We start from the raw sequence: 6174 nt of genomic DNA, 5'->3' as shown, positions 1-6174 counted from the left end.
GGGTCTTTCGTTTGGATCAGGCCGGATCAGGGAGCCCGGCAAGATCCAAACGAGAGGCCCTAGCCCCGGTCCGCCGCCGGGCTGTCCTGCGCCAGGGCGTACAGCTCCTTGGAGGTGGTGATCAGTTCACGCCGTTCCTCGTCCGAGCCGACCATGGGCTGCGAGCCGCGCAGAGGGACCTGGGCGCTCTCGGGGAGGAACTTCACCGTGATCAGGCCGATGACGCCGGCCAGCATCAGGTAGTACGCGGGCATCAGGTCGTCGCCGGTGATGTCCACCAGCGCCGCGGTCACCAGCGGGGTCGTCCCGCCGAAGGCCGCGACGGCGAAGTTGAAGCCGATGCCCATCGCCGCGTACCGGACGGCTGTCGGGAAGAGGGCCGGTAGCGTGGCCGCGCTCGGCGCGGCGAAGCAGGCCAGCAGGGTGGACAGGATCAGCACGCCGAGGATCGGCGCCCAGGTGCCCTCCATCTTGATCAGCAGGAAGGCCGGGACGGCCAGCACGATCATGGCGAGAGCGGCCCAGCCGTACAGCGGGCGCCTGCCGATCCGGTCGCTGAGCCGGCCGAGGAACGTGATCAGGATGACGATCCACACCATGCCGATGAGCACCAGCACGTCGGCCGAACTGCTGGACCGCCCCAGCGTCTCGGTCTGGTACGTCGGCAGGTACCCGGTGACCATGTAGTTCGTCACGTTGTACAGCAGCACCAGGCCCATGCAGATGAGCAGCGCCTTCCAGTGCCTCTTGATGATGTCCTTGAACTCGCTGCCCGCCGACTCCTGGGCGAGGCTCTTCTCGTGCTCGTCCATCTGTTGCTGGAACGCCGGGGACTCCTCCAGCTTCAGCCGCATGTAGAGGCCGATCACGCCGAGCGGGCCGGCGATCAGGAACGGGATGCGCCAGCCCCAGGAGAGCATCTCGGCGTCCGACAGCAGCAGGTTCAGCACGGTGACCAGGGCGGAGCCGAGGGCGTAACCGACGAAGGTGCCGAAGTCGAGCCAGCTGGAGAGGAAGCCGCGCCGCCGGTCGGGTGAGTACTCCGCGACGAAGGTGGTCGCTCCGCCGTACTCGCCGCCGGTGGAGAAGCCCTGCACCATGCGGGCGACCAGCAGCAGGATGGGTGCCGCGATGCCGATGGTGGAGTAGCCGGGGATCACGCCGATGGCGAAGGTGCCGATGGCCATCATGATCATGGTGGTGGCCAGCACCTTCTGCCGGCCGAGTCGGTCACCGAGCGGTCCGAAGACCAGCCCGCCGAGCGGGCGGACCACGAAGGCGGCGGCGAAGGTGGCGAAGGAGGAGATCACCTGGGCGCCGGGCGAGGCGCCGGGGAAGAACACCTTGCCGAGCGTGGCGGCAAGGTAGCTGTAGACCCCGAAGTCGAACCACTCCATGCAGTTGCCGAGCGCCGAGGCGCCGACGGCTCGTTTGAGCAGCGGAGGTTCGACGACCTGGACGTCGTCCTTGCGGAAGGCGCCCCGATTGCGCCGCAGCCTGTGGGTCAGCTCCTCGCGGACCTGATGGGGGAGTTCCATCACGGCCGCGGATGCCTTCTTCTTCATGCCTGAGGGCCGCTCTCCGCCGGACAGGGCATCACTCACTGCCGCTCCTTTCGCCGTCGGTGTCGCCGGAAGGCGCTTTCTCCGGCCGCACCGGGCATCAGCCCCGTGTCCCATCCTGCTGCCCAACGCCACACCCGTCACACCGGCCACGCGCGCATGGGCGAACACCGAGGTCAGGGGCGGGGTGATTAAGAAACAAGGCAGCTCAATCCCATGACGCCCGACGGTTGGACTTCGCGCTGCCGAGGGCGCAGGGTGGATCAGCCCCATTTCCCGGGGGCACCCCTACGGCATCACCCGGAGATCACCCGATGAACCATGTCGCGGACCCCGCTCGCTACGACGGCACCATGCGCTACCGGCGCACCGGCCGCTCGGGCCTCGACCTGCCCCTGCTGTCGCTGGGCTACTGGCACAACTTCGGTGACGACCGGCCCTTCGAGACCCAGCGGGAGATCGCGCTGCGCGCCTTCGACCTGGGCATCACCCACCACGACCTGGCGAACAACTACGGTCCGCCCTACGGCTCGGCGGAGATCAACTTCGGCCGGCTGATGAAGCAGGACCTCGCGCCGTACCGGGACGAGCTGGTGGTCTCCACCAAGGCGGGCTGGGACATGTGGCCGGGCCCCTACGGCCAGGGCGGTGGTTCGCGCAAATATGTGCTGGCCTCCCTGGACCAGTCGCTGAAGCGTATGGGCCTGGACTATGTGGACATCTTCTACTCCCACCGGCTGGACGCCAGCACGCCGCTGGAGGAGACGATGGGCGCGCTCGACACCGCCGTCCGCCAGGGCAAGGCGCTGTACGTCGGCATCTCCTCCTACGATGCCGAGCGCACCCGGCAGGCCACGGCGATCCTGCGCGAGCTGGGCACGCCGATGCTGATCCACCAGCCGTCGTACAACATGCTCAACCGCTGGATCGAGACCGAGGGTCTGCTGGACGTGGCCGAGGAAGAGGGCTTCGGTGTCATCGGCTTCACGGCACTGGCGCAGGGCCTGCTGACCGGCCGCTACCTGGAGGGCGTGCCGGAGGACTCGCGAGCCGCGGCGGGCAAGTCCTTCGACCAGTCCTGGCTGACCGAGGACATGCGTGGCCGGCTGCGCGCCCTGAACGACATCGCGGCCCGGCGCGGCCAGTCCCTGGCGCAGATGGCGCTGGCCTGGGCGCTGCGTGACGAGCGGGTGACCTCGCTGGTGATCGGCGCCTCGCGCACCGAGCAGCTCGAGCAGAACGTGGCGGCGCTGCAGAACCTGGAGTTCAGCGCCGAGGAGCTGGCCGAGATCGACAAGTACGCCACGGACGGCGGGGTCGACCTGTGGGCCGACGCCCGGCAGGGCAACCTCGGCGGCTGAGAACCGCACACAGCATGATGCGACCCCCCTGAGAGACCGCTTTCCGTGTGGCCACGCACCATCAAGCTAGGGTGTGGGCAATGGTTGCACCAAGAAACAGTCAAAAATGTCAGGGGGGTTGCCATGGGCACCGCACGCACGAGTAGGACGCCGTTGCCGGGGATCGGCGTCCGGTACGACCTCACCACCCGCGAACACCGCCGGCTGTCGGTGGTGGCCCACCGGGACGGGGCGCGGACGCTGAGCGCCTACCGCGAGGACGACCCCGACGCGTGCGCGCTGTCGGTGCAGTTGACCGGCGGCGAGGCGGAGGCCGTCGCCGGGGCGCTGATGCCGACGCACCAGAGCCCCAGCCTGCTCTCCACCACCGAGCTTGGCCTGGTCGCCGAGCGCATCTCGCTGTCCTCCGTCTCGCACTGGAACGGAAGGCTGCTCGGGGACACCCGGATGCGCACCGAGACCGGTGTGTCGATCGTGGCCGTGCTGCGCCGCGCCGACGCCATCCCCTCCCCCGGCCCGGGATTCCGGCTCGCCGGCGGTGACACGCTCATCGTGATCGGCACCCGCGAGGGTGTCGACGCGGCCGCCGAGATCCTCGGCAGGGAGTGATCCGGATGCATTCCTCCGCGGTCTTCCTCATCGAGTTCGGCGCCATCATCCTGGCCCTCGGCCTGCTCGGCCGGCTCGCCGCCCGGCTGAGGTTCTCCCCCATCCCGCTGTATCTGCTCGCCGGGCTGGCCTTCGGCGAGGGCGGGCTGCTGCCGCTGGGCGCCAGTGAGGAGTTCGTGGCGATCGGCGCCGAGATCGGCGTGATCCTGCTGCTGCTCATGCTCGGCCTGGAGTACACCGCCGGTGACCTGGTCTCCAACCTCAAGACGCAGTACCCGGCCGGTCTGGTGGACTTCGCGCTCAACGCGGTGCCGGGTGCCGTGATGGCGCTGCTGCTGGGCTGGGGTCCCATCGCCGCCGTGGTGCTGGCCGGCATCACCTGGATCTCGTCCTCCGGCGTCATCGCGAAGGTCCTGGGCGACCTGGGCCGGATCGGCAACCGGGAGACCCCGGTGATCCTCAGCATCCTGGTGCTGGAGGACCTGTCGATGGCGGTCTACCTCCCGCTGGTCACCGCCCTGCTGGCCGGTACGGGCTTCGTGGCGGGCGGCATCACGCTCGCCATCGCGCTCGGCGTGGCCGGTCTGGTGCTGCTGCTGGCGGTGCGCTTCGGCCGGGTCATCTCCCGCTTCGTCTCCAGCGACGACCCGGAGAAGCTGCTGCTGGTGGTCCTCGGCCTCACCCTGCTGGTGGCCGGGCTCGCCCAGCAGCTCCAGGTCTCGGCGGCGGTCGGCGCCTTCCTGGTGGGCATCGCGCTCTCCGGCGAGGTCGCCGAGGGCGCGCACAACCTGCTGGCACCCCTGCGGGACCTGTTCGCGGCCGTGTTCTTCGTGTTCTTCGGGCTGCACACCGACCCGGCGAGCATCCCGCCGGTGCTGCTGCCCGCGCTGGCCCTCGCGGTCGTCACCGCGCTCACCAAGATCGCCACCGGCTACTGGGCGGCGCGACGCGCGGGCGTCTCCGTGCGGGGCCGCTGGCGGGCGGGCGGCACGCTGGTGGCGCGCGGCGAGTTCTCGGTGGTCATCGCCGGTCTCGCGGTCACCTCGGGCATCGACTCCCGGCTGGGCCCGCTGGCCACCGCGTACGTGCTGATCCTGGTGGTCGTCGGCCCGCTGACCGCCCGCTACACCGACCAGATCGCCCTGGGGATCGCCAAGTGGCGCCGGGCCCGCACGGCCCCCGCCGAGCCGGCCGCGGAGCCGCCCGCCCTGGCGGAGGTGCGCGACCAGGACGCCGTGGGCCGCCCCTGAGCATGGCCCTTCGCGCAGGTCACAGAGGGGCGGGGGGCGGTGCGGCGTACGGTGATGCCATGCCGCCTCCCCTCCCCGGCCCGCTGGCGCCGCTGGCCCCGCTGCTCGGTCACTACGGTTACTGGGCCGTCGGCGCGGTCGTCTTCCTGGAGGACTTCGGAGTCCCGGCGCCGGGCGAGACGATTCTGCTCGCGGCCGGGGTCTACGCCGGCGCGGGCGAGCTGAACATCGTCGCCGTGGCGGTCATCGCGTTCGTGGCAGCGGTCGTCGGGGACAACGTCGGGTATGTGATCGGCCGTACGGGCGGCCGGGCGGTCGTGGAGCGCTGGGGCAAGTACATCCTGCTGACGCCGAAGCGCTTCGAGGCGGCGGAGGCGTTCTTCCGGCGGCACGGCGGCAAGATCGTCACGGTGGCCCGGTTCGTGGAGGGGCTGCGCCAGGCCAACGGGATCATCGCAGGCACCACCGGGATGGCCTGGCCCCGCTTCCTCGCCTTCAACGCGCTCGGCGCGGCCCTCTGGGTGGGCCTGTGGTCCTCGCTGGCCTACCTGGCGGGCAGCCACATCACGGCGGTGTACGACGAGATCGTCCGCTATCAGCGATACGTGCTCATCGCCGTCGCATTGCTGGTGGCGGCGCTGGTCGTCCGGCATCTGGTGCGGCGCCGGCGGACCCGACGGAACGACACCGGTCAATGAGTTTCGGCTTTTCTGGTTTGGCCGGCGGCGTTGGGGATAGCCGGATGTCGACCACGCACCGAAAACGTTGGGATGTGAATACCCCATGGCTGGTGACCAGAAGGGCAAGGCCAAGGCGGAGCAGCTCAAGGGCAAGGTCAAGGAGACCATGGGCAAGGCCGTCGGGAACGAGCGCATGGAGGCCGAGGGCCGCGCCGAAGGCGCCAAGGGCGACGCCCGCCAGGCCAAGGAAAAGGCGAAGGACACGTTCAAACACTGAGTCGGTGCGATGCCCGTACCGGGGCGGGCCCGGAAATTCCAATCGCGGATTTCCGGGCCCGCCGCTTTGTGTGCCCGGTGTTTTAGCGGGGTCGTTCTCACGCGTCCGGGGGATTCCCGCCCGGACGCCCCTTGATCGGCGGAGCTGGGGGTAGCCGGGTGGAGAAGGGACGATCCTCTGCGATCGCACGACGGGGCCCGAGCCGGCCACCACGGGAGAAGGGCGATTCCGCATGGACCTCCCCCTCACGACAGACACCATGACGCGGACCACGCCGGAGCTGCCGCGCTACAGCCGCCGCTGGGACGCCGACACCGCGTCCCTCCCGGAGGCCAGGGACGCGGTCGCCGACCTGCTCGCGCGGGTCCGCCCCACCCCATCGGCGCGTACCGTGCAGGACGCGCAGCTCGTCGCCAGCGAGCTGGTGACCAACGC

6 protein-coding genes and 1 pseudogene are annotated in these 6174 nt (G+C 70.1%); 6 read left to right on the top strand and 1 reads right to left on the bottom strand.

Features of this window, described 5'->3' with window-relative positions; genetic code table 11:
• Positions 1 to 59 precede the first annotated feature (59 nt).
• A complete protein-coding gene (locus CCN33_RS23515) occupies positions 60 to 1565 on the bottom strand; it encodes an MFS transporter (RefSeq protein WP_086695499.1) in 1506 nt (501 codons plus the stop codon).
• A gap of 311 nt (positions 1566 to 1876) precedes the next feature.
• Here CCN33_RS23515 and mgrA point away from each other — a divergent pair, with 311 nt between their 5' ends.
• From mgrA to CCN33_RS23485, 6 genes and pseudogenes are all read left to right on the top strand, one after another.
• The gene (mgrA, locus tag CCN33_RS23510) at positions 1877 to 2923 is read left to right on the top strand and encodes an L-glyceraldehyde 3-phosphate reductase (protein WP_086695498.1); all 1047 of its coding nucleotides are present in this window, start codon (positions 1877 to 1879) and stop codon (positions 2921 to 2923) included.
• A gap of 123 nt (positions 2924 to 3046) precedes the next feature.
• Entirely contained in the window at positions 3047 to 3532 is a 486-nt protein-coding gene (locus CCN33_RS23505) for a cation:proton antiporter regulatory subunit (protein ID WP_086695497.1), read from the top strand.
• A gap of 5 nt (positions 3533 to 3537) precedes the next feature.
• Positions 3538 to 4782, top strand: coding sequence for a cation:proton antiporter (locus CCN33_RS23500; RefSeq protein WP_086695496.1), 1245 nt, complete (start codon positions 3538 to 3540; stop codon positions 4780 to 4782).
• 59 nt (positions 4783 to 4841) lie between these two features.
• Positions 4842 to 5480: a DedA family protein gene (locus CCN33_RS23495; RefSeq protein WP_086695495.1), complete on the top strand. Its 639-nt coding sequence runs from the start codon at positions 4842 to 4844 to the stop codon at positions 5478 to 5480.
• 85 nt (positions 5481 to 5565) lie between these two features.
• Positions 5566 to 5739 carry a CsbD family protein gene (locus tag CCN33_RS23490; protein WP_086695494.1) on the top strand — a complete coding sequence of 58 codons (174 nt, stop codon included), beginning with the start codon at positions 5566 to 5568 and terminating at the stop codon, positions 5737 to 5739.
• Positions 5740 to 5971: 232 nt separating this feature from the next.
• Positions 5972 to 6174, top strand: a pseudogene (locus CCN33_RS23485) (ATP-binding protein); the annotation flags it as partial.

This window comes from Streptomyces recifensis, assembly GCF_002154615.1.
Taxonomy (GTDB): Bacteria; Actinomycetota; Actinomycetes; order Streptomycetales; family Streptomycetaceae; genus Streptomyces; species Streptomyces griseoluteus.
This window is presented reverse-complemented; position numbering and strand designations above follow the sequence as displayed.